General features: G+C 61.7%; 19 protein-coding genes. 14 read left to right on the top strand and 5 right to left on the bottom strand.

Annotated features, from left to right (window positions below):
- Positions 1–100: 100 nt before the first annotated feature.
- From ABWV42_RS07420 to ABWV42_RS07410, 3 genes are all read left to right on the top strand, one after another.
- A complete protein-coding gene (locus ABWV42_RS07420) occupies positions 101–337 on the top strand; it encodes a hypothetical protein (protein ID WP_255108460.1) in 237 nt (78 codons plus the stop codon).
- A 200-nt stretch (positions 338–537) separates the two neighbouring features.
- A complete protein-coding gene (locus tag ABWV42_RS07415) occupies positions 538–1,986 on the top strand; it encodes a TrkH family potassium uptake protein (RefSeq protein ID WP_353339577.1) in 1,449 nt (482 codons plus the stop codon).
- 1 nt (position 1,987) lies between these two features.
- Positions 1,988–3,598 carry a thiamine pyrophosphate-binding protein gene (locus ABWV42_RS07410; protein ID WP_353339576.1) on the top strand — a complete coding sequence of 537 codons (1,611 nt, stop codon included), beginning with the start codon at positions 1,988–1,990 and terminating at the stop codon, positions 3,596–3,598.
- 90 nt (positions 3,599–3,688) lie between these two features.
- Here ABWV42_RS07410 and ABWV42_RS07405 read toward each other — a convergent pair whose 3' ends face one another.
- A complete protein-coding gene (locus ABWV42_RS07405; protein WP_353339575.1) occupies positions 3,689–5,425 on the bottom strand; it encodes a serine protease in 1,737 nt (578 codons plus the stop codon).
- Positions 5,426–5,606: 181 nt separating this feature from the next.
- Here ABWV42_RS07405 and ABWV42_RS07400 point away from each other — a divergent pair, with 181 nt between their 5' ends.
- The 8 genes from ABWV42_RS07400 to glmM all read left to right on the top strand — a co-directional run bounded on the left by ABWV42_RS07400 (position 5,607) and on the right by glmM (position 16,212).
- A complete protein-coding gene (locus ABWV42_RS07400) occupies positions 5,607–6,536 on the top strand; it encodes a glycine--tRNA ligase subunit alpha (RefSeq protein WP_353339574.1) in 930 nt (309 codons plus the stop codon).
- Complete coding sequence (locus tag ABWV42_RS07395) at positions 6,533–7,060, top strand: DUF6446 family protein (RefSeq protein WP_353339573.1); 528 nt, start codon at positions 6,533–6,535, stop codon at positions 7,058–7,060. Before ABWV42_RS07400 ends, ABWV42_RS07395 begins: the two co-directional genes overlap by 4 nt.
- Position 7,061: 1 nt before the next feature.
- Positions 7,062–9,287, top strand: a complete 2,226-nt coding sequence (gene glyS / locus ABWV42_RS07390; protein WP_353339572.1) for a glycine--tRNA ligase subunit beta — start codon at positions 7,062–7,064, stop codon at positions 9,285–9,287.
- 101 nt (positions 9,288–9,388) lie between these two features.
- Complete coding sequence (gene ppdK, locus ABWV42_RS07385) at positions 9,389–11,929, top strand: pyruvate, phosphate dikinase (protein ID WP_353339571.1); 2,541 nt, start codon at positions 9,389–9,391, stop codon at positions 11,927–11,929.
- Positions 11,930–12,064: 135 nt separating this feature from the next.
- Positions 12,065–12,715 (top strand): cell wall hydrolase, encoded by a 651-nt coding sequence (locus ABWV42_RS07380; protein ID WP_502930953.1) that lies wholly within the window; start codon positions 12,065–12,067, stop codon positions 12,713–12,715.
- A gap of 181 nt (positions 12,716–12,896) precedes the next feature.
- The gene (locus tag ABWV42_RS07375) at positions 12,897–13,808 is read left to right on the top strand and encodes a dihydroneopterin aldolase (protein WP_353339569.1); all 912 of its coding nucleotides are present in this window, start codon (positions 12,897–12,899) and stop codon (positions 13,806–13,808) included.
- A 51-nt stretch (positions 13,809–13,859) separates the two neighbouring features.
- A complete protein-coding gene (gene folP, locus ABWV42_RS07370; RefSeq protein ID WP_353339568.1) occupies positions 13,860–14,879 on the top strand; it encodes a dihydropteroate synthase in 1,020 nt (339 codons plus the stop codon).
- Positions 14,869–16,212, top strand: coding sequence for a phosphoglucosamine mutase (gene glmM, locus ABWV42_RS07365; protein ID WP_353339567.1), 1,344 nt, complete (start codon positions 14,869–14,871; stop codon positions 16,210–16,212). The genes folP and glmM overlap by 11 nt, the downstream gene beginning before the upstream one ends.
- Before the next feature lie 57 nt (positions 16,213–16,269).
- On the opposite strand, the gene ABWV42_RS07360 is transcribed toward glmM, so the two are convergent.
- The 3 genes from ABWV42_RS07360 to ilvC all read right to left on the bottom strand — a co-directional run bounded on the left by ABWV42_RS07360 (position 16,270) and on the right by ilvC (position 18,967).
- Positions 16,270–17,184 carry a DMT family transporter gene (locus ABWV42_RS07360; RefSeq protein WP_353339566.1) on the bottom strand — a complete coding sequence of 305 codons (915 nt, stop codon included), beginning with the start codon at positions 17,182–17,184 and terminating at the stop codon, positions 16,270–16,272.
- A 60-nt stretch (positions 17,185–17,244) separates the two neighbouring features.
- Complete coding sequence (locus ABWV42_RS07355) at positions 17,245–17,811, bottom strand: hemerythrin domain-containing protein (protein ID WP_353339565.1); 567 nt, start codon at positions 17,809–17,811, stop codon at positions 17,245–17,247.
- 133 nt (positions 17,812–17,944) lie between these two features.
- Positions 17,945–18,967, bottom strand: a complete 1,023-nt coding sequence (gene ilvC, locus ABWV42_RS07350) for a ketol-acid reductoisomerase (protein WP_255108429.1) — start codon at positions 18,965–18,967, stop codon at positions 17,945–17,947.
- Positions 18,968–19,100: 133 nt separating this feature from the next.
- On the opposite strand from ilvC, the gene ABWV42_RS07345 reads away from it, so the two are divergent.
- From ABWV42_RS07345 to ABWV42_RS07335, 3 genes are all read left to right on the top strand, one after another.
- Positions 19,101–19,556 carry an Lrp/AsnC family transcriptional regulator gene (locus ABWV42_RS07345; protein WP_353339564.1) on the top strand — a complete coding sequence of 152 codons (456 nt, stop codon included), beginning with the start codon at positions 19,101–19,103 and terminating at the stop codon, positions 19,554–19,556.
- Positions 19,553–20,008 carry an Lrp/AsnC family transcriptional regulator gene (locus ABWV42_RS07340; RefSeq protein ID WP_255108425.1) on the top strand — a complete coding sequence of 152 codons (456 nt, stop codon included), beginning with the start codon at positions 19,553–19,555 and terminating at the stop codon, positions 20,006–20,008. Before ABWV42_RS07345 ends, ABWV42_RS07340 begins: the two co-directional genes overlap by 4 nt.
- Positions 20,009–20,195: 187 nt before the next feature.
- On the top strand, positions 20,196–21,320 hold the full coding sequence (locus ABWV42_RS07335; RefSeq protein ID WP_353339563.1) for an aminotransferase class V-fold PLP-dependent enzyme: 1,125 nt from the start codon (positions 20,196–20,198) through the stop codon (positions 21,318–21,320).
- Positions 21,321–21,461: 141 nt separating this feature from the next.
- Here ABWV42_RS07335 and ABWV42_RS07330 read toward each other — a convergent pair whose 3' ends face one another.
- A complete protein-coding gene (locus tag ABWV42_RS07330; RefSeq protein ID WP_353339562.1) occupies positions 21,462–22,157 on the bottom strand; it encodes a M50 family metallopeptidase in 696 nt (231 codons plus the stop codon).

Genomic DNA, 22,157 nt, shown 5'->3' with positions numbered 1-22,157 from the left:
AGGGCGTGTCTTGTCGCGGAATTGTTAACCGCCCGGAGGGTGTTTTGCGCTAGAATAGGCCTGTGGGAGGAAACCAGAGCGTCCAGGACGGAGGTTTCCAATGAACGAAGACGAACCAGACATCGAATTTCGCGCCGGCCGCCTGTTGCAGCGGATCGACATGTTCCTTGCAAGCCAGGGCATGGGGTTCAATGCGGGCACGGAACGGCGCAGACGCCTGCATGAGGCCTATGCCCTTGATGCGCTGAGCGATTGTGAACTGGCCTATATGGGTATGAACCGCGCGGATATTCCGGCCTTTGTCTTTGCCGACCTGCTTGGCGGGGGCGCGCGCTGAAATTTTCCTGTTCACGTCAGTTTCGTATGCCATTCGGCAGCGGCGATCATGGCATTGCGGGGAGGGGCGTTTCCTTGCGGGATTTTCGGCCGGAAATGAATGCCATAAGGCGTGTGGGGTGTTTGCCCTGACCCGTCGGGCATCGGGGTCGTGGTCTGGGTGCTTGACACAGGGCGGAACAACGGCCAACGCTCGGCCTCATGTTGGACTTGCGACCTGTCGGATATGTGATCGGCCTTCTTGTGGCCATCCTCGGCCTTGCCATGTTTCTGCCGATGCTGGTGGACATGGTCGAGGGCAACGGCCATTGGCCGGCCTTTCTTCAAAGTGCCATCCTGACTGTGCTGACCGGCGGCCTTGTGGCGCTGTCGTGCCAGTCGGGCAAAGGCAGTGGGCTTACCATCCAGCAGACCTTTCTTCTGACCACCGGTGTGTGGCTTGCCCTGCCGATGTTCGGGGCGCTGCCCTTTCTGTTTGGGGTCACCGAGGCGCGGTTGGTGGATGCGTTCTTTGAAGCGATGTCAGGGCTGACGACCACGGGGTCGACGGTGTTCTCGGGGCTGGACGAAATGCCCAAGGGGATGCTGTTGTGGCGCGGGTTGCTGCAATGGCTGGGCGGGATCGGGATCATTGTTGTCGCGATGGTTTTCCTGCCGGAACTGCGGGTTGGCGGGATGCAGATCTTCCGCTCGGAAGGGTTTGACACCTTTGGGAAAATCCTGCCGAGGGCGACCGAGATTTCTTCGCGTATCTCGGTGATCTACCTTGCCCTGACGGCATTGTGCGCGCTGGCCTATGTGATCACGGGGATGAATGCCTTTGATGCCATCGTGCATTCCATGACCACCATCGCGACCGGTGGATTTGCCAACTATGACGCCTCGTTCGGAGCGTTTTCCGCCGGAAGCGAATATGTCTCGGTGGTGTTCATGATGCTGGCGGCGCTGCCCTTCGTGCGCTTCGTGCAACTGACGGCGGGCTCTGCCAAGCCGCTGTTCATGGACAGCCAGATCAGGGCGTTTTTCATGACCGCAGCGGTGATCGTTGCAATGATCCTGACCTGGCAGATCCTGGCACGGGACGTGCAGACCGAGGAAGGATTCCGCAAGGTTCTGTTCAACTCGGTCTCAATCCTGACCGGCACCGGCTATGCGAGTGCCGACTACATGATGTGGGGCGGGTTTCCGGTGGCGGTTCTGTTCTTTACCGGCCTGATTGGCGGCTGTGCGGGATCGACGGCCTGTTCCATCAAGGTGTTCCGCTATCAGCTTCTGTTTTCGTCGATCAAGGTGCAGGTGCTTGCGATCCAGCAGCCGCGGGGCGTGTTCACGCCGCGCTATGACGGGCGGCGCGTGGACGAGGACGTGTTGAACTCGGTCATGAGTTTCTTTGTCTTCTTTACCGTGACGCTGGGTGTTCTGGCGGTTCTGCTGGGCATGACCGGCCTTGATTTCACCACAGCGCTTTCCGGGGCGGCTGCGGCGCTGGCCAATATTGGTCCGGGCCTTGGCGACACCATCGGCCCCTCTGGCAATTTCGCGAGCCTCAACGATACGGCCAAGTGGCTGCTCGCGGCGGGGATGCTGATCGGGCGTCTCGAACTCCTGGCGGTTTACGCCATTCTCACCACACAATTCTGGAGAGCCTGACATGGCAGCGAACACGGACGTAATGCGCCCCCTTGGTGCGCAGATTTCCCACATGCTGAAAGCGCGGGGTGTCGATACGATTTTTGGTATTCCGGGGGTGCATAACGTAGAGATGTACCGCGGGATCGAGGAAGCGGGCATTCGTCACGTGCTTGCGCGCCATGAGCAGGGGGCCGCTTTCATGGCGGACGGCTATGCGCGTGCGACCGGCAAGCCGGGAGTGTGCTATGTGATCACCGGGCCGGGATTGTGCAACGCGATGACGGCGCTGGGGCAGGCCTATTCCGATAGTGTGTCCGTTTTGGCGATTTCCTCATGTCTGGACGAGACCGCGGCGCGTCGGGGGCAGTTGCACCAGATGCTGGATCAGCGGGCCGCGGCGGGTACGGTCTGTGACTGGTCGGAAGAGGCACGCACGGCGCAGGCGGCCTATGGGTTGATTGACCGGGCGCTGACCGAGTTCCGCACCGAGCGCAAACGTCCCAAGCACATGCAGGTGCCGATCGCGCTGTTGGGGGCCGTTGCAGAAGGGGCCCCGGAGGCGCCCGGTGTCGATGCGGCAGCAGGGCTGCGCCAGCCTGGAGATGTCAGCGGTCTGGCGGCGGATGTGCTGGCGGCCAAGAAACCGATGTTCATCTTTGGCGGCGGCATGGTGCGCGACGGGGCCGAGGCCGACGCAGCGGCGCTTCTGGCGCGGACCGGTGCGGCGGGCTTTACGACCTATGCCGGTGGCGGGCTTCTGGCGGCGGACAACCCGCTGAGCTTTGGCTGCTATCTTGGGCGCCCCGATAGCGTGAGTCAGATCCGGCAGGCGGACCTTGTGATTGCGATTGGCACAGAGCTTTCGGAATGTGATCTGTGGCGCAACGAGTTGGGGCATGAAGGAACGCTTGTGCGGGTGGACATTGATCCGGAGGTGCTGGGTGATGAGCACCGGGCGGAGCGGGTAATCCATGCGGACGCGGGTGCGTTCTCAGTGGCGCTGCTGGCTGCGCTTGGTTATGAGATCGCACCAAAGTGGGACGTCAGTGAGATTGCAGCGGCAAAGGCGCGGTTCCGTGCCGAGACGGATTCGGAACGCCCCGGTATCGCCGATATCTGTGATGCGCTTCGGGCCGTGATGCCCGAGGATGCGATGGTCTATTCCGACATGACCCAGTTTGCCTATGTCGCCAAGGAGGTCTGGGACATGCCGCGTGCAGGGCACTGGCACCACCCCACCGGGTTCGGCACGCTTGGATATGCTTTGCCGGCGGCAATCGGTGGGGCTGTGGCCCGCCCTGGGTTGCCGACGGTCTGTGTGGCTGGAGACTATGGTTTCCAATACACGATTCAGGAGTTGGGAACGGCGGTTGAACTGGGCCTGCCGTTGCCGATCCTGTTGTGGGACAACGGCAAGCTTAAAGAGATCGAGGACAGCATGGTGGCCAGCCAGATCGCGCCCAATGCCGTGGTCGCGATGAACCCTGACTTCTGCAAGCTGGCCGAGGCCTATGGTGCCCTGAGCACGGCACCGCAGACGATTGAGGAATTGCAGGCGGCGCTGGGAGCCGCGCTGGCAGCGGATCGTCCGACGCTGATCCACATGACACCTGTTTTGAGCGCGGGCTAGGGTCTTGGCGTCCGGCGGGGTAGGGCGTGCTGGCGGAAACGAAAAAGGCCGGGGAGATGTCCCCGGCCTTTTGCTTTGGTCGAAAGTTGATCAGTTCCAGCAGCTGACAAGCACGGTCAGGCCGGCGGCCATGCGGGTGATGTCTTCGGGGGCCATTGCGACGCCGGAGGTGCGGGACTGGGCGTTGATGCCTGCTTCGGACAGGACCTGGCGGATCGCGTCAGAGCCAGCGGCAAAGCTGACGTCACCGGGCAACTGGCGCGCGCCGCCCTGCGGTTTGGGCAGCAACATGCCCATCACCGAGCCGTCGGTGTCGAAGATCGGGCCGCCTGCATCACCCGGCAGGGCCGTGAGGGCGAGGCGTTTGATTTCCGGCTCGCCATAGAGGCCCTTGATGTCGGCCAGACGGCCAAAGGTGAGGCTGGGGGCGCCGAGAACGCCCTCGTAGGAATAGCCGGCGACGGCCACTTCACTTTGCAGACGCGCATCCCCTTGCAGCAGCGCGGCGACGGTCTGCGGAACCAGGGCTTCCTTGGGGCGCAGCACGGCGAGGCCGAGGGTGTCGTTCACGCCCAGAAGCTCAGCGGCATAGTCGCGTTCGATGGTGAGGCGCGAGCAACCCTGAACGGCTTCGGCGGTGGTGATCACTACGCCTGCCTTGTTCACGAAGAAGCCGGAGCGCGACATCTTGGGCTTGCGGATATCGAGGCCCGACAGGAGGTCGATGTCCTGCGCGGCGTTGCTGCCAGCCGAGGGATCAAGCACGCCGGGGATGCGTTTGAACGAGGCTTTCATCTCGTCAAGCACGCGGGTGCGGCGCTCCTCGTCACCTTGTGGCCAGACAAGGGTGAAGCCCTTGATCCGACCGTTTTTCAGGGTGGCTTCGGTATAGGAGATGATCTTGTCGTTCTGACCAATCAGCGTGAAACTGTCTTTCTTGCGTTCGCGCGCACCGGTCAGGGGCACGATTTCCAGCGTCTGCATGATGTCATAGAGGCCGAACAGGGTGTTCTGGTCGCCTTCCTGCGAGATCAGCAGCGCCTTGGCCGGCAGCTCGCCCGTGGCGTCGAAATGCACGAAGGGATAGTCGGGGCCGGAGCGTTTCAGGAACGCCATCGGCAGCAGCATTTCGATGCCTGCACGATTGTTCGAGATAGTTTTCAGCCCGACTTCCTTGATCGGGGCAAAATACTGTTCGCGCAGCAGGGCCCGCTGGCGGGTGGTCATGACGCCGGTCTGGTCAAAGTTGTTTGCACCCTGCCATGCCGCCATGGAGGCGCGGGTGCCGCGGCCAAAGGCGCCGTCGATGGCGGAGTTGTAGAAGCCGGCCCACTTCAGCCAGCTTTGCAGCTCCTTGCGTTCGTCACGGGTCAGTTTGGCCTCGCTGGCGCGGGCCTCACGCGGCGTTTCATCGGGCTCGAAAACGGGCTGAGGTTCAACCACGGGTTCGACAACAGGGGTTGGTTCCGGGGCGACCTGAAGCTGGACCTGTACCGCGGGCGCGGCGTTCAGGAGGTTCGCGCCTACGGGCCAGAACTGGCTGCGGAAACCGTCGCTTGGCACGATGTAGGAATCACGGGGTATCAGGCGATCACGACGCAGGCCACGCAGGGCAACCTCTGCATTGTCCCGCTGGAACGGGCCAAGGGCGACGGCATACCAGCCATTGCCTAGTGAGAAACCGTTCACGTCCTGGATGTTCTGGCCGTAAAGCTGGGCGCGCTGGGTGGCGATTGCGAGGCTTGGGTGGGCTTCGATCTGAAGCCAGACCGTTTCATCGTTTCGGGACTGCGCGACAGCCGAGTGAACCGTTACCAGAAAAAGCATACAGATGGAGAGAAGAACGCGGATCATGTGGTTGAAAGTCCCTGAAGGTCTTGAATCGTGTGTCTATCGGTCATGTTTATCAAATGTTGCGCTTCTTGCACCCCCATTTTGGCCATTGGCGCAATTGACCCCACCGCCGTGTCGGCATAGGTACAAATCGCATTTTCCAGAGGGCAGGGCCATGGCGACGACCGACAGCAAACCGCGCAGCTTTCAAGAGATCATTCTGAGGCTTCAGAACTACTGGGCCGAGAAGGGCTGTGCTGTGCTGCAGCCCTATGACATGGAAGTGGGGGCAGGGACGTTCCACCCGGCGACAACGCTGCGGGCGCTGGGCACCAATGCTTGGGCTGCGGCCTATGTCCAGCCGTCGCGCCGTCCGACTGATGGCCGTTATGGTGAGAACCCGAACCGTTTGCAGCACTACTACCAGTACCAGGTGCTGATCAAACCCTCGCCGCCGAACCTTCAGGCCCTCTACCTTGGGTCGCTTGAGGCGATTGGCATCGACATGGACCTGCACGACATCCGTTTCGTCGAGGATGACTGGGAATCCCCGACCCTTGGCGCGTGGGGTCTTGGCTGGGAAGTCTGGTGTGACGGCATGGAAGTCAGCCAGTTCACCTATTTCCAGCAGGTTGGCGGCCATGACTGTCACCCGGTGTCGGGTGAGCTGACCTATGGTCTCGAGCGTCTGGCGATGTACGTGCTGGGTGTGGATCACGTGATGGACATGCCTTTCAACGATCCGGACGCGCCGATTGCCCTCAAGTACGGTGACGTGTTCAAGCAGACCGAGCAGGAATACTCGCGCTGGAACTTTGACGTGGCCAACACCGACGTGCTTCTCAAGCAGTTCGAAGAGGCGGAAGCCGAGTGCGAGAAGATCCTTGCACAAGAGCATGTCGATCCGAAAACCGGCAAGCGCATCATCATGGCGCACCCGGCCTATGACCAGTGCATCAAGGCCAGCCATCTGTTCAACCTTCTGGATGCGCGAGGCGTGATCTCGGTGACCGAACGCCAAGCCTATATCGGTCGTGTCCGTGCGCTGGCCAAGCAATGCGCCGATGCCTTTGTGCAGACCGAAGCTGGGGGATACGCGGCGTGACCGGGAAAATTTTGGCGGGGTTGATTGTGGCAACTGCTTTGATCGCCGGCGTGGCGATGTACTACCTTCAGGTCTATGCATTCTATGACACGGTAAGCGCGTCGGGGCAGGACGATGTTGAAATGACGCTTCTGGCGACAGGAGAGCCGGAGGCGATCCTTTACGAGGATTTCGAGGCCATCGATTCCACATCAAGCCCGATCCGCTATCGCGCCTGTTTCACCACGAGCCAGTCGCTGCCGATGATGACCGAGACCTACGAGGCCTATGACCATGCGGTGCCACTTGTGGCGCCGGGCTGGTTTAGCTGTTTCGACGCCAAGGAAGTTGGCAAGGCGCTCGAGACCGGCGAGGCGCTGGCCTTTCTGGGCACCAAGAATATCGAATATGGCATCGACCGTGTCGTTGCCGTGATGTCGGACGGGCGCGGGTTCGTCTGGCACCAGATCAACAAGTGCGGCGAGGTTGTCTTTGACGGTAAACCTGCGCCGGAAAACTGCCCGCCAAAACCGGAAGGCCTATGATATGCCCGATCTTCTGATTGAACTGTTTTCCGAGGAAATCCCGGCACGTATGCAGGCGCGTGCGGCCGAGGACCTGAAAAAACGTGTGACCGATGGTCTGGTCGAAGCGGGGCTGACCTATGCAGGTGCGCATGCCTTTTCGACACCGCGCCGCCTGACGCTTGCGCTTGAGGGGCTGCTGGCCGAGAGCCCGACCGTCAAGGAAGAGCGCAAGGGCCCGAAAGTGGGGGCGCCGGACAAGGCGATCGAAGGCTTTCTGCGCGGCGCTGGCGTGACGCGTGACGACCTTGAAGAGCGCGACACGCCGAAAGGCGCTGTCTACTTTGCGACGATCACCAAGCCGGGCCGCCCGGCGGCCGAGATCGTGGCCGAGGTTCTGGAAGATGCCATCCGCAACTTCCCCTGGCCCAAGTCGATGCGCTGGGGCTCCGGTGCGTTGCGCTGGGTGCGTCCGCTGCATTCGATCCTGTGCATCCTGTCGGACGAGGCGGGCGCAAGCGTGGTGCCGATGGATGTGGATGGCATCGTGTCGGGCGACACCACTGAGGGGCACCGTTTCATGGGGTCGGGCCGTTTTGCCGTGACTGGTTTTGAAGATTACGAAGCCAAGCTGAAGCGTGACCACGTGATCCTGAACGCATCCGAGCGCGCCGAGCATATCTGGAACGATGCCACCAACATGGCCTTTGCCCAGGGTCTGGAAGTGGTTGAGGACAAGGGGCTGCTGGCCGAGGTCGCGGGCCTTGTGGAATGGCCGGTTGTCCTGATGGGGGACATCGCCGAAGATTTCCTTGGTCTGCCGCCAGAGGTGCTTCAGACCTCGATGAAGGAACACCAGAAGTTCTTTTCGGTGAAGAACCCCAAGACGGGCCGGATCGAGAAGTTCATCACTGTCGCCAACCGCGAGACCGCCGACAATGGTGCGACCATTCTTGCGGGCAACCAGAAGGTTCTGTTCGCGCGTCTTTCCGATGCCAAGTTCTTCTGGGAGAACGACCTGCGCGTGGCCGAGACCGGGGCGCAAGAGTGGCTCGACAAGTTGGAAAACGTGACCTTCCACAACAAGCTGGGCAGCCAGGGGGACCGGATTGGCCGGATTGCCGCGCTGGCGCAGACGCTGGCGGGGACCGTTGGGGCGGATGCCGAGGTGATCGGCAAGGCCGCGATGTTCGCCAAGGCGGACCTGTCGTCCGAGATGGTTTATGAGTTTCCGGAACTGCAGGGCCTGATGGGGCGCTATTATGCCGAGGCAGCGGGTCATGGCGCCGAAGTCGCGGCCACCGCAGAAGAGCATTATTCGCCGCTTGGCCCGTCGGACGATGTGCCGACCGCACCGGTGTCGGTGGCTGTCGCTCTGGGTGACAAGCTGGATACGCTGACCGGCTTCTGGGCGATTGACGAAAAACCTACCGGTTCGAAAGACCCGTTCGCGCTGCGCCGTGCGGCGCTGGGGGTGATCCGTCTGGTGTTGGAGAATGATCTTCGCCTGAACCTTGATACCTACTTCGATTTGCAATTGCTGCGCCACGAAATCGCGCAGAATGGCGAGGACGAGGTGTCTGCCGGGTTGATGTCTGACATGATGGGCGAGATTGCCGAACATGGTGTCTTTGGGGCTGCCGTGCGCACGGTTCTGGATGCCTTTGACGGTGACCTGCCGGTGCATATGGAAGAGTTGAAAAGCCGCCTGCCGGATACCTCGCGCGATCTGCTGACGTTCTTCCATGATCGTCTGAAAGTGTACCTGCGCGATCAGGGTGTGCGTCATGACGTGATTGATGCCTGCGTTGCGATGCCGGGCAATGATGATCTGACGCTGCTGGTCAAGCGTGCGCGAGCACTTGGTGATTTCCTCGGCACCGAGGATGGCGAGAACCTGTTGCAGGGCTTCAAGCGGGCCAACAATATTCTCAGCCAGGCCGAAGACAAGGACGGGGTGGAATACTCCTATGGTGCGGATGTGAAGTTCGCCGAAGACGAGACCGAGAAGGCGCTGTTTGCCGCCCTTGATGCGCAGGAAGAGGCAATCTCTTCGGCCATCGAGGCCGAAGATTTCGCGGCCGCCATGGGCGGCATGGCCGCGCTGCGGGCTCCGATCGACGCCTTCTTTGAAGCGGTGCAGGTGAACAGCGACAACCAGATCGTGCGCCGCAACCGCCTCAACCTCCTGTCGCGCATCCGCAAGACCTGTCTCGGGGTTGCGGACCTGACCCTCATCGAGGGCTAATCTGGTGACGGCCTGCCGCTGACGCGCGGTAGGCCGTCGCAGCTTTTCCTTGCCACGCAAGGGATTGCGACTATGCTGCTGTGGCAAAGGAGAGCGCCGCAGTGCAGCAAGAAAACCCCCATATCACCTTCATTACCCCCGGAGCGCCGGTGGCCACGGCCACGCACGGCGGACGGGCGAAATGTCTTCAGCGCCTTGTTCGGCTGGACCTGCCAGTGCCGCCGACTGTTGCGCTGTCGTTTGATGAGGTGCATCGGATTGCCTCTGGGCAGATGCCGGATATGGCGGGCCTGCTGGCACCTCTGGATGTGGCGCAGTTGCTGTGTGTGCGGCCCTCTTCGGAAGATCCAGACTGGGGCGGGCCCGGCGCGGTTCTCAATATCGGGATGAACGACCAACGCTATGCTGAGCTTTGCGAGCGGATTGGTGAGACGGCCGCGCGGTCGATCTATGCGCGCTTCATCCAGTCCTATTCGATCAATGTGGCGCGGCTTGATCCGGACATGTTCGATGATCTGGACATGGATGATCCCGAAATCTGTCAGCAGGCGCTTGAGGCGTATGAAGACGAAGCGGAGGAGGCATTTCCGCAGGACCCGGCGGTACAGTTGTCGGGTGTATTGCGTTCTATGGCGCGGGCTTGGGAAGGAACTTCTGCACGCCTGTTGCGGCAGGCCAAGGGTGCCCCTGCCGACGCGGGGCTTGGCCTTGTTGTGCAGGAGATGGCGCTTGGTCTTGGGCATGGGGAGTGCGGATCGGGCGTGTTGCAGCTGGTGAATTCGACCACGGGCATGCCACAGATCACGGGACGGTACCTGAGCCAGTCGCAAGGTCGGGATGCGTTGCGCAGTGGTGCCGAAGCGCTATTCCTTGAGAAAGATCCGAGGGGATCGTCGCTTGAGGAAAAGGCACCAGAGGCGTTTGAAGACCTCAAGGTGCACGCCGCGCTGATGCGCGAGAAGCTGCGCGAAGAGATGCAGATCGAGTTCACCATCGAGAATGGTGCGGTACATATTCTGGATGGTGTTCGTGTCCAGCGGTCTTCGCGGGCGGCGGTGCGGATCGCGGTGCAGCTTGCCAAGGATGGCATCATTCCGAAACAGGAAGCGGTGATGCGGGTCGAGCCGCGGGCGTTGAATGAACTGCTGCACCGGCAGGTCGACCCCGAGGCCGAGCGCGATGTGATCGGCACCGGTGTGGCGGCAAGCCCCGGTGCGGCAACGGGACGGATCGTGTTTTCCGCCGCCGAGGCGCAGGCCAGCGCGGCCCGCAGCGAGGCTTGTGTTCTGGTGCGTCGGGAAACCACGCCCGAAGATATTCGCGGAATGCATGCGGCGAGTGCCGTGCTGACCGAACGCGGCGGGATCACGAGCCATGCGGCGGTGATCGGACGGGGCCTTGGTTTGCCTTGCGTTGTCGGGGCGTCCTCGATCCGGTTCCAGATGCGCAAGAAGATGTTGATTGCTCCGGATGGGCGGCAATTCAGGGAGGGCGACGTAATCACCATCGACGGCAGCGAGGGGGAAATCCTTGCCGGTGCGCCGGACATGGTCGAGGCGGCGCTGGATGATGCGTTTCAGACCCTGATGGCCTGGGCCGACGATGAGCGGGATATTGGCGTGCGGGCCAATGCGGATACGCCGGCCGATGCCAAGACCGCGCGCAACTTCATGGCGCAGGGGATCGGGCTGTGCCGAACCGAGCACATGTTCTTTGAGCCGGGCCGCCTGACGGTGATGCGCGAGATGATCTTTGCCGATGCGCCCGAAGATCGCCTCAGTGCCCTGGAACAGCTTTTGCCGATGCAGCGTGCGGACTTTATCGAGTTGTTCCGCATCATGCAGGGACAACCGGTCTGCATTCGTCTGTTTGACCCGCCGTTGCATGAGTTCCTGCCGACGGACCGGTCCGGCCTGCGCGATCTTGCCGAGGCCCTGAACCTGCCCTTGTCAGATGTGACGCGGCGGGTTGAGGCGCTTGGGGAATACAACCCGATGCTTGGCATGCGCGGGGTTCGACTTGGGATCACCGTGCCCGAGATATATGACATGCAGGCGCGCGCGATTTTCGAAGCCACGATCGAAGCGAGCCGCGATGGCGATGCGGTTGTTCCCGAGATCATGATCCCGCTGGTCAGTGCCAAGCGGGAAGTGGAGCTGGTCAAGACCCGCGTGGACGCGGTGGCGGCTGCGGTGCGTACGGAGCAGGGCGAGGATTTCGACTACCGGCTTGGTGTTATGGTTGAAACGCCGCGTGCGGCGCTTCGGGCCGAGGATATTGCGCCGCATTGTCATTTCTTCAGCTTCGGAACCAATGACCTGACACAGATGACCTATGGTCTGTCGCGCGATGACGCGGGGCGGTTCATGTCCGCCTATGTGCATCAGGGTGTCTATCCGGAAGACCCGTTCCACACGCTGGATGCAGATGGCGTGGGGGAACTGCTGCTTCTTGGGGCCGAACGGGGGCGGGATGCTCAGCCCGATCTGACCCTTTCGGTGTGCGGCGAACATGGCGGCAGCCCCGAATCAATCGCGTTTTGCCGAAAAGCAGGCATGGATTACGTGTCCTGTTCGCCATTCCGGGTCCCGGTGGCGCGTCTTGCAGCAGCACAATTGTCGATTCAGGATAAAGTCGGGTAATTTCCGAAAAAATCTCTCTTTCGGCTTGACACTTTTGTTGTTCTGTATCCCCGAAATCAATTTGGGGTGGACCTTGTATGCTCGATTCTGTATACGGCCGGGATTGTTCGGCTGGGAGGACCGATCACGACGCGTATGAGGCTCAGGATGAGACTACTTGTTACTGCTGTTTTGACCCTGTTTTTTGCAGCCGGACTCTCGTTTGCAGACGTCCCGCCGCGGGTCAGCACCAAGAATACGACGACTCAGGCCGAGGAAAAGAAACCTTCCTTCGGGAACCGCTTTCTTTTGATGTTTGCACCGCGGACCAAGAAGACCCCGACCGAGATCACCTATAGCCGCGCCTGGGTGGATGCCCAGCCGAAGGTGTCTAAGACCGACGAGCAATGGCAGTGCCTTGCCGAGGCGCTGTACTTCGAGGCGCGTGGTGAAAGCGTGAAAGGCCAGTTTGCCGTGGCCGAGGTTATCCTGAACCGTGTGGATCACGATTATTATCCCGATACGCTGTGCGGGGTGATCAAGCAGGGGACAGGCCGCAAGTACCAGTGCCAGTTTACCTATACCTGTGACGGTATCGCCGAGAAAATTCACGAGCCCGCCGCTTTTGATCGCGTAGGCAAGGTGGCCCGCCTGATGATTGATGGCGCGCCGCGCGGCCTGACGTCGGGGGCAACCCACTATCACACCAAGGCGGTCAATCCGGCTTGGGCGCGGAAATTCCCGCGGACCACCACCATCGGTGTGCACCACTTCTATCGTCAGCCCACCCGGTTGACCCAAAACTAACGACCCGTGGTTCTGCCGTCGATTTCAGGGCAGGGGCACAACACTACTCACGGACGGGCCTGCCATTGTGGCAGGCCTTTTCCGTTTGGTGTGGCGCGAATGGGTGCTGGCGCGGCGTTTGGCGGCCTGCTAAAGGCGGGCATCACGCCTATGGTTGTGATCCGAGACTGCGGAGACTGAGATGACTGACGAGACGAAACTGGCCTTTGGCCACCCCGAGGAACGGGCGGCCACAACGGAAGGGGCGGATTTCCTGGATCGCATTTCCCTGCGCAACCACGTTGTCGAGGTGGAAATCGGCGCGTTCCAGGCCGAGCGTGGTGTGACGCAGCGCCTGAGTTTCGATGTTGTTGTCGAGGTCTATCCGCTTGAGGAAGATGCCGGAGATGATGTGGATCGCATCCTGTCCTATGACCGTGTGACCGAGGCGATTGCGCATGAACTGGCGGCTGAGCGTTTGAACCTGCTGGAGACCCTTTCGGAACGGATCGCAGATCGTATCCTGTTGGAGCCGCAGGCGGCGCGGGTCTTCGTGCGCATCCAGAAGCTGGACCGTGGGTCGGGCGAGTTGGGGGTCGAGATCGTGCGGGCGCGTGGCGATGCTTCGGCGGCGGTTGCGGAAGGGGAAAAACCGCATCCGCGTGTTGTGTTCCTGTCGCAGGAGGCCATGGTGTCGGAAAACCTTGGTGGCTGGATCGAGAAGATGGGGGCGGATGCGCCGCTGATTTTCTGTGTCGGCCTGCCGGAGGTGGCAGCGCCGCAGACCGGACATCCCCTGACGCAGCGCCGTGTTGATCTTCTGGCGATTGAACAGAACGCCTGGATGCTGGCCGCGCGGGACCAGCGCTGTTTCGTGGTGGGCACCTGGACCGAGCTGGACTGGGCGATGAAAAACGGCCAGACCTGTGTCTGGGCGCCGTCGAAGATGGTGCTGGATGCCGTGGACGGCCCAAAGGGCAGCGATGCAATGGCGCTGGCGCAGTGGCTGGCCGAGGAAATGGAGGCCTGCGAACTGGTTTTCATCGGCGCGGATGTTTCAAGCGTTTCAACAGAAGGCGGCAAAGTGCCGATGCGGAGCCTGTCCGTTGCGTAATCGCTGACCTTGGTGCTTGCCAAGCGCGGCGCAAAGGCCCATTCAACAGATATGAAGACTTATTATCGTGCGATCCCACAAACCGATGCCGCGCGGCCCGTTGAGGCGTTGACGCTGGCCGGTGGCTGGACCTGGTTCACCCATGTTGAAATCCTGAGCCGCGATGCGGCCCCACGCATCGTTGCGGCCGCGCAGGTGCCTGAAGAGGCGCTGGCGGCGATCACCGCGCCACGCGCCGCGATCGGGGCGATGGACCTTACGCAACCGCAGATCATGGGCATCCTGAACGTGACGCCGGACAGCTTTTCCGACGGCGGGCTGCACAACGACCCTGAGCAGGCGGTGGCGCGAGCACGCGAGATGGTGGCCGAGGGGGCAACGCTGATTGATATCGGTGGTGAAAGCACGCGCCCCGGTGCCGTTGAAATCCCGATGCTTGAGGAAATCCAGCGCACCACGCCTGTGATCTCGGCCCTGACTGCCGTGATGGATGTGCCGATCAGTATCGATACCCGCAAGGCTTCGGTCGCCAAATCGGCGCTGGCGGCGGGGGCCTTGATGGTGAATGACGTGGCCGGCTTTACCTTTGATGCCGCACTTGCCCCGTTGTGTGCCCAGTTGGGGGCGCCGGTCTGCGTGATGCATGCGCAGGGCGATCCGCAGACGATGCAGGACAATCCGACCTATGATGACGTGCTTCTGGACATCTACGACTTCCTTGAGGGGCAGATCGAGATGCTTGAAGGGCTTGGCATGAGCCGGGATCAGATCGTTGTCGATCCGGGCATCGGGTTTGGCAAAACGCTGGCGCATAACCTTGCGCTTCTGGCCCGTCTGAGCCTGTTCCATTCGCTGGGGTGCGCGGTTCTTCTGGGTGCAAGCCGCAAGGGGTTCATCAAGGTGATCGGCAATGCACCGGAGCCGGAGAAACGCCTGGGCGGGTCACTGGCAGTGGCGCTGGAAGGGTACGCGCAGGGCGCGCAGATCGTGCGAGTGCACGATGTAGAAGAGACACGGCAGGCCCTGCACCTGTGGCAGGCTGCGACGACAGGAGTGTACGATGGGGCGTAAGTTCTTTGGCACCGACGGGGTGCGCGGCACCGCCAATCTCTATCCGATGACCGCCGAGATGGCGCTGCGTATCGGCGCGGCGGTGGGGCGGTATTTCCGCAACGATGGCCAGAACAACCATCGTGTTGTGATCGGCAAGGACACGCGCCTGTCGGGCTATATGTTCGAAAACGCGCTGACGGCGGGTCTGACGTCGACAGGGATGAACGCGCTGTTGCTCGGACCGGTGCCGACACCGGCAGTCGGGTTGCTGACCTCGTCGATGCGGGCCGATCTCGGGGTGATGATCTCGGCCAGCCATAACCCGGCAGAAGACAACGGGATCAAGTTCTTCGGTCCGGACGGTTTCAAGCTGTCCGACGAGGCCGAAGCCGAGATCGAGGCGTTGATCGAAAGCGGGGTCGAGCCGGTGCAGGCCAAGAATATTGGCGGCGCCAAGCGGATCGACGATGGCCGGTTCCGCTATATCGAGCGGGTCAAATCCTCTTTGACGCGGGCCGTGCCGCTGAAGGGCATGAAGGTGGTGATCGACTGTGCCAATGGCGCGGCCTATCGCGCCGCGCCTGAGGCGCTTTGGGAACTGGGGGCCGAGGTGATCCCCGTGGGGACCGCTCCGGATGGTCTTAATATCAACCGCGGATGCGGATCGACCCACCCGGCCACCGCTGCCGAGGCGGTTGTGGCGCATGGGGCGGATGTCGGGATTTCGCTGGATGGGGACGCCGATCGGGTGATGATCATCGACGAGAACGGGCAGGTCGCTGACGGCGACCAGATCATGGCCCTTTTGGCGGATCGCTGGGCGCAGGAAGGGCGGCTCAAGGGCGGGGCCCTGGTGGCGACGGTGATGTCGAACCTCGGGCTGGAACGGTTCCTTGAAGGCAAGGGGCTGCGGCTTGAGCGGACTGCTGTGGGCGACCGGTATGTGGTGGAGGCCATGCGCAAGGGCGGCTTCAACCTTGGGGGCGAACAGTCGGGTCATATCGTGATGACCGACTATGCCACCACCGGTGATGGGTTGATGGCGGGTTTGCAGTTTCTGGCGGCGATGGCGGAAACCGGGCAACCGGCGTCGAGCCTGACGCGGAATTTCGAGACCGTGCCCCAGATGCTCAAGAACGTGCGTTATGGCGTGGGGCAGACACCCTTGGAGACCGATGCTGTGAAGGCGGCCATTGCGGCTGCGGAACATGCGCTGAACGGGCAGGGCCGTCTGTTGATCCGGAAATCCGGAACCGAGCCGTTGGTGCGGGTGATGGCGGAATGCGAAGATGCTGTTTTGCTTGAGAAAACAGTGGATTCCGTGGTGGATGCCGTCGAGGCCGCACTGTGAGGTGAACGCGGGGGCGCTGCCCCCGCACCCCCGGGGTATTTTTCCAAGAAGAAGCGCTCAGCCCCGGAACAGGCGGGTCAGGGCGCCGTATTGGCTTAGGCCGACGCCGCCGAGGATGAGGGCAAGCGCCATGAGCAGGCTGGCGGGCAAGGGTTCGCCAAGGAACAGCGCGCCAAGGACCACGGACCAGATTGGCACCTGGTAGTTGGTGAGGCTCATGAAGGTCGGGCCTGCGCTACGGATCACGAGGACGCGCAGGAGATTGGCCCCGGCGGTCGGGATCAGGCCGAGCACGGCGAGAATGGCAAGCGTTTCCCGCGAGGGCATCGGGGGTGGGCCTTCGACCAGCCAGGCTGCGGGGATGACAATGGCGGAGCCCAGAACCAAGAGCATCGTGGCGAGGCCGATGGGGTCTACCGGTGGCAGGCGGCGGACCAGCACGGAGCTGAGCGCGTAGCAGCTTGCCGCGGTGACGCAGGCGAGGCGGCCGAAGGTTTCCAGGGCGGCACCGGTGCTTTGGAAGGCATTGCCGCCGATCAAGACAACAACACCGACAAAGCCCATCAGGAAGCCCAGCCCCTTGCGCAGGGTGAGGTGTTCGCCGGGGACGAGGAAATGCGCCAGCGGCAGGACCAGAAGGGCGACCGCGGCCATCGAGACGCCGGCAAAGCCGGAGGTGACGTATTGCTGCCCCCAGCTGAGCAGCATGAAGGGGATGGCGGAGCTTAAGGCGCCGACCACCACGACGGTGGGCCAGGCGCGGGGCGCGGGGGTGGCAAAGAGTTTCCATCCGCGCAGGCCCCAGACCGCGACCATCAGGAGCGTGGCAAACCCGATGCGACCGGCCGCGAGCCAGAAGGGGGTGATGCCTTCGAGGGCCATTTCGATCACGAGGAATGTCGAGCCCCAGACGAGGCCCAGCGTGGCCACCATGAGCCAGCTTGCGCGGGTGATGTTCGGTTGTTCTGTCATGTCCCTCTCTCGCGGCTGACAAGACCCCGACGCGCGGTCGGGGTCAAGGGGAGACAGGGGTCAGCCACGCAGGCGGTGATGCAAGAGGATCGGCACCACGAGATCTTCTTCGTCCGTCAGGTGACGGGCGAGGAAACGGTCGATGCCGCTGGTGTGTGTTTCCAGTGCCGACAGTTCGCGCTCTGCGTCCGTCGGGGAGAGGTGCAACAGCTTGAGATAGCGGTTGGCTGTTCCCGTCAGGTTTTCAAGCAGACCGTCCATCTCGTGGTGGTCTGTCTCGAGCATTTCCAACCCGCGCGTAAACCGGGGATCAGCCTCTTCCAGTTCGGGAAAGAAGCTGTGGTCTTCCCAGTGGTGATGCCCATGCAGGTTGTGGACCAGAAGATTTCCGAAGCGTGACAGGCGTTTGGCGTGGTCTTCCGGTGCGAGGGTCTTGTCGATCACCTGCTGGGTGTCGCTTTGCAGGATGGCCGCCAGCTGGCGGAAGGAGGAATGCGCCCCCAGCCAGTTGCGGGTGGACGCGGCGAGATTCGGGTGATCCGGCCAGTCATCGCGCGGATACTCCCGAAGCAGGGTCTGCATTTCGGTGGGCAGACCCTGTCTGACGTTGATGTCATATTGGGTCATGGCGCTGATGTGTGGTGGCGGCGGGGGATTTGCAATGTGCAGGAGCTGCGCCCGGCCTGTGCGCCCGTGCAGAGCGGCAAACGCGAAGGGGCGCCCCGAAGGACGCCCCTGATAACCGTTGTCCGGTAAGGACTTAGTTCTTTTCTTTGTCGACCATTTTGCCGGCCGAGATCCACGGCATCATGCCGCGCAGCTTGGCGCCGGTTTCTTCGATCAGGTGCTCGTCGTTGGCGCGACGCGATGCCTTGAGGGTCGGCTGGCCAACCTGGTTTTCCAGCATGAAGTCACGGACGAATTTACCCTGCTGGATGTCTTCCAGAACCGCTTTCATGCGGGCTTTGGTTTCGTCGTACTTCAGGATGCGCGGGCCGGTGACGTACTGGCCGTATTCTGCAGTGTTCGAGATCGAGTAGTCCATGTTGGCGATGCCGCCTTCATAGATCAGGTCAACGATCAGCTTCACTTCGTGCAGGCATTCGAAATAGGCCATTTCCGGTGCGTAACCGGCTTCGACCAGGGTTTCGAAACCGCAGCGGATCAGCTCAACCAGGCCACCGCAGAGAACGGCTTGTTCGCCGAACAGGTCGGTTTCGCACTCTTCGCGGAAGTTGGTTTCGATGATGCCCGAACGGCCGCCACCGATGGCCGAGCAGTAGGACAGGCCGATTTCCAGCGCCTTGCCGGTTGCGTCGGTGTGAACGGCTACGAGGCAGGGCACGCCGCCGCCTTTGGTGTATTCGCCGCGTACGGTGTGACCGGGGCCTTTGGGGGCCATCATGATCACGTCAACGCCTTCTTTCGGCTCGATCAGGCCGAAGTGCACGTTCAGGCCGTGGGCGAATGCGATGGCTGCGCCCGGCTTGATGTTGTCGTGGACGTATTTCTTGTAGGTTTCTGCCTGCAGTTCGTCGGGCATGGTGAACATGATGACGTCGCACCATGCGGCCGCTTCGGCGATACCCATGACCTGAAGGCCTTCGCCTTCTGCTTTCTTGGCCGAGGGCGAGCCTTCGCGCAGAGCAACGACAAGGTTCTTGGCGCCCGAGTCGCGCAGGTTCAGCGCGTGTGCGTGGCCTTGCGAACCGTAGCCCAGGATGGCCACTTTCTTGTCTTTGATCAGGTTAATGTCGCAATCGCGATCGTAGTAAACGCGCATGTCGGCGCTCCCTTTGTTGTATGTCTGGCGGGCACTATACCCGTACCAACAGGGAAGGCGAGATGCGCTTTGAATGAAAATTTATCCAGTATTGTGATAGTCATTCGTAAAAAATTCGTTTAATGAAAGATTCATGCTTGATGATCTCGATAGACGCATACTGCGCCAGATGCAGGCCGATCCCGACATGTCGCTGCCGGATCTGGCGGATCGGCTGGGGATGACCACGTCGCGATTGGGGCGACGGATAGATAAACTGCAAGAGATGAAGGTTTTGCGGGGGCAGCGTGCGGTGATCAACTGGCGGGCGCTTGGCTATGCGGTGGAGGTGAGCCTTCGGGTGACTCTCGACAAGACCAATCCGCGGGCGTTTGACGAGTTTCTGGCCGCTGCGCGCGAGATTGGCGAGGTGATCGAAATCCAGACCTTTCTGGGCCGGGTGGACGTACGGCTTTCGGTGATCGCGCGGGACATGTCGCACTATCAGGACATCTATCGCCGCCACATCCTGACCCTGCCGCATATCGCGGATATCGAGGCGCTGATGCAGGTGGCGGCGATCAAGGCCGAGGAGACCCTGCCGATATGATGGAACTGGACGAGGTAGATCGCGGGCTTTTGAAGGCGCTGGCCGAGGATGCGACCCAGTCGGCAGGGGCGCTGGGGCGGCGGTTTGGCCTGAGCCAGCCGGCCACGTGGCGGCGGATCAAGCGGCTCAAGGATGCCGGGGTGATCGCGGGGCGCAAGCTGGATCTGGATGCCGAGAAGCTGGGCTTTGGGGTGACCGTGTTTCTGGGCGTGAAACTGGCCACCAAGGGGCGGGTGTCGCTTGAGGATTTCGAGCGGGCGGTGACGGCGATCCCGGAGGTGCAGACGGTCGAGCATGTGCTGGGCATGTATGACTATCGCCTGCGGGTGACGGCGCGGGACATTGCGGATTTTGAACGGGTTCTGCGGCGGCGGGTGATGACATTGCCCGGGGTGGGGGACGTTGAGGCCAACGTGCTGCTGAGTGAAGAACGCAGGCCGGGGCCATTGTGATGTGGCAGAATGGCGGAAACGGGGGCGGTTTTTGTCGCCATTGTTCGTAAATCGCCTTTGAAAACCTGCCTAATCATGGGTTGTGGTGAACTGCATGCATGCCTTGAACAGTATGCAAAAGTAGACTTTGCCAAAACGGATTGAACCGGCTAGCGATACTGGCCGACAGAAGAAAAGGGAGGCCGTCATGGCGCTTTTGAAGGATATCGACCCGACGGGTCTCGAGGAGTTTTCGGTTGTTTTCACCGACCGTTCGCTGAACCACATGAGCCAGGCGTTCCAGCAGGTGATGCGGGATATCTCGGGGATGCTGAAAGAGGTGTACAATGCCGATGCGGTGGCGCTGATCCCCGGTGGTGGCACCTATGGCATGGAAGCCGTGGCGCGTCAGTTCGCGCGCGATGCCAAGACGCTGGTGGTGCGCAACGGCTGGTTCTCGTACCGCTGGAGCCAGATATTCGAGGCGGGCGCCTTTGCGGCGGAAAGCACGGTGATGAAGGCGCGCCAGACGGGCAATGACGTGACCGCGCCTTTTGCACCTGCGCCAATCGAGGAAGTTGTTGCGAAAATTCAGGACGTTAAACCCGATGTGGTCTTTGCTCCGCATGTTGAAACTTCGGCCGGTGTGATCCTGCCGGACGACTATATCAAGGCGATGGCCGAGGCCGCGCATGAGGTTGGCGCGCTGATGGTGCTGGATTGTATCGCCAGCGGATGTGTCTGGATCGACATGAAGGCGCTGGGGGTGGATGTTCTGTGTTCGGCGCCGCAGAAGGGCTGGTCGGCGTCGCCGTCGGCGGGTCTGGTGATGATGTCGGAGGCGGCGCTGGCGAAGATGGAAGAGACCACTTCGGACAGCTTTGCCATCGATCTCAAGAAGTGGCACTCGATCATGATGGCCTATGAGAACGGCGGCCATGCCTATCACGCGACCATGCCGACGGATGCGCTGCGGGCGTTCCGTGACACGATGGCGGAAACCAAGGAATACGGGTTCGACAAATTGCGGGATGCGCAATGGGCGCTGGGCAATGGTGTGCGGGCGATGCTTGCCGAGAAAGGCATTAAAAGCGTTGCAGCAGAAGGGTTTGGCGCTCCTGGTGTCGTGGTGAGCTATACCAGCGATCCGGGTGTTCAGAACGGCTCGAAGTTCGTGGCCGAGGGCATGCAGATTGCCGCCGGTGTGCCGCTGGCCTGCGACGAGCCGGAAGGGTTCATGACCTTCCGCCTTGGTCTCTTCGGTCTCGACAAGCTGTATGATGTCGACGCAACCCTTGGGCGTTTGCAGGTGGTTCTGGACAAGGTTCTGTAAAACTTGCAGCCGAATCAATGTTTTAAAGTGACCGGCGGCTCGGAAACGGGCCGTCGGTTTTACGTCGGTATTACGTCGGTATCGCGACGGTGCGGGATTGCGGATTTGCCGGATTAAGGCGGCGAACGGCTTTCCGTAAGGTTAACCCCTGCGCAGGTGGATGTGCACGTTGCTGTTCGCCCCGAGGCCATAGCGCAGGCTGGTGAAAATGGCGGCGAGGCTGATGGCGAGCCACAGGAGACCCCAGGAGGTGGTGGTGCCGCCGATCTCTTCGGCCAGCATCCGGGCATCGGAGCGCAGGTGGGCGCGGGCGATGGTGTCGGAGAAGATGTCATAGGGCACGTAGATCATGCTGGTGAGGCCTATGATGCGCAGCACGAGGTCGTTGATGTCGTGCGGCAGGTAGCGGGCGGTCAGGAGCATCAGGGTGCCGGTGAGGGCGCAGAAGCCGATGGCGAAGGGCTCGCGGATATAGAGCAGGGTGACAAGCAGCATGGCCGCACCAAGCGTGGCGAGGGCGGTGCGGTCGAGGCGGGTGCGCACGGCGGTCAGAAGTAGCGCGATGCCGATCAGGAGAGAGCCGACGTAGCCCGCGCTGAGGGTGATGAAGCGATTGCCACCCCGCGACATGACGTGGCCGCCCTCGTGGGCGTTGACCGAGAAATCGACCACGCTGCCGCCGGTGAGGATGGTGGCGATGGCGTGGGAGAGTTCGTGCAGGAAGACGATGAGCAGGCGCAGCGGATAGACGAGGTCGGACGGCCAGAGGACGAAGACAAGGGCGCAGAGCAGGGTCAGCTGCCAGTGGCCCTTGAGGAAGTTCGTCAGGCGGCGCAT

It is taken from the genome of Pelagimonas sp. KU-00592-HH, from assembly GCF_040369695.1.
Classification (GTDB): domain Bacteria; phylum Pseudomonadota; class Alphaproteobacteria; order Rhodobacterales; family Rhodobacteraceae; genus Shimia.
The sequence above is the reverse complement of the archived record's forward strand: the minus strand, read 5'-3'. Positions and strand labels throughout refer to the sequence as shown.